The following is a 1,445-nucleotide window of genomic DNA, read 5'->3' as shown; positions in this document are numbered from 1 at the left end:
GTCGGGGGCGGCACCCGATCGTGCGGGGCGACCGCCTGCGGGCCTGGCTGCGGGGCCGGCGCAGGCCGGACGTCCGACGTCAGCGACACCACCACCGCCCCGGCCGCGACGGCCGCGATCCCCGCCAGCGCGCCGCCGACCAGCAGGGCGGGCCCGCGGCGGCGCCGCGGCGGGTCGTCCGCCACGTCGTCCACGGCGCTGTAGGCCAGCGCCCCGACGTCCGCGGCGGCGCTGCCGGAGACGTCGAGGTAGGTGGGGCTGAGCCCCCGCGGGTGCACCTCACCGGTGCCCGGGTCCAACGAGTACGCCAGGGCGGCCGTCGAAGAGGCGAACAGCGGCGCGTTCGCCGACGCCAGCGCCGCGCCCCGGGCGAGCGCCATCTCCGGTTCCTCGGGCACGCTCACCTCGAACGCGGTCGCCGCCTCGAGCGCGGCCTTGATCGCGGCCACATCGGCGCCGCACCCCGCGCCGCACCCCACGACGAACACGCCGTCAGCCCGCGACGTGGGCCGTTCCAGCCCGGCGACCAGGGCCGCGAGCTCGGCCGCGGTGCCCCCGACCAGCTGCCGCCGGTGCAGGTCGACGATGGACCCGTCGCCGACGTCGACCACCGCCAGGGTCGCGCTGTCGCGCTCGACGAACAGCATCGCGATGTGCTCGTAGCCGATCGAATGACCCACCGCCTGCGCCAGTGCGGCCGCGGCGAGCAGTGGGGAGACCAGCATGACGCTGCCGACGTCGTGGGACGCGATGGCGTCCCGCAGCGCGGCGGACTCGGCGGGGTCGGTCCACGTCACCCCCGTCGAGGCCAGCCGGTAGCCGCCCGCGGCCGCGCCCTCCCGGGTCCCGACGATCGCGTCGATCACCTGATCGGGGCCGGCCGAGGCGGGGATGTCGAATTCGTCCTGCTCGACTGTGACGCCGTCAGCGCCCTGGCCCTCAACGAGCACCAGGCGGACGGCGGTCGGAGCCATCGAAACTCCGAGCACGATGTCCACTGTGCGCCTCCAAGGTCCCCACGGGGGCACCACGCAGCAGGCCCCCGCTCGAACTGGGTGACACCAACCTACCCGCGTGCGCCCGGCGGCGCAGGCGCCGGGACTCAGTAACCCGGGCTCAGAAACGGGTTCTGCGGGTACTGCGGATACTGCGGGACCGGGGGCGCCTGCGGCGCCTGGGGCGCCTGGCTCGCGGGCACCGGAACCGGGATCGGCACCGGGAGCAGGGGGACGTGTATCCACTCCGTCGTCATCGGGACGGTCGTCGGGGTCGTCGTCGGCTGCGCCGTGGCGGACGGCGTCGGTGACGGGGTCGTCGACGGGGCCGGCGGCGTCGTGGTCGCCGCCGTCGGCGGCGGCGTCGTCGGCTGCGTCGTGGCGGGGGGAGGCGCGGGGCGCCGCGTGGTGACGACCGGCGGCGCCGTGGTCACGACCACCGGCGGCGGG

2 protein-coding genes are annotated in these 1,445 nt (G+C 76.5%); both read right to left on the bottom strand.

The features are described 5' to 3' along the window. Window positions 1–998, bottom strand: a 998-nt coding sequence (locus BST11_RS26750; protein WP_244897797.1) for a DUF7159 family protein, incomplete at its 3' end; no start/stop codon positions are given. 104 nt (window positions 999–1,102) lie between these two features. Further along, window positions 1,103–1,252 carry a hypothetical protein gene (locus BST11_RS29065; protein WP_280522731.1) on the bottom strand — a complete coding sequence of 50 codons (150 nt, stop codon included), beginning with the start codon at window positions 1,250–1,252 and terminating at the stop codon, window positions 1,103–1,105. Between the last annotated feature and the right edge of the window lie 193 nt (window positions 1,253–1,445).

Origin of the sequence: Mycobacterium alsense, from assembly GCF_002086635.1 — a bacterium.
GTDB classification, from domain to species: Bacteria; Actinomycetota; Actinomycetes; order Mycobacteriales; family Mycobacteriaceae; genus Mycobacterium; species Mycobacterium alsense.
This window is presented reverse-complemented; position numbering and strand designations above follow the sequence as displayed.

Bases quoted from the DNA above. Each gene is read 5' to 3' on its own strand.
- BST11_RS29065 (WP_280522731.1), bottom strand. From the start codon at position 1,252: ATGACGACGGAGTGGATACACGTCCCCCTGCTCCCGGTGCCGATCCCG.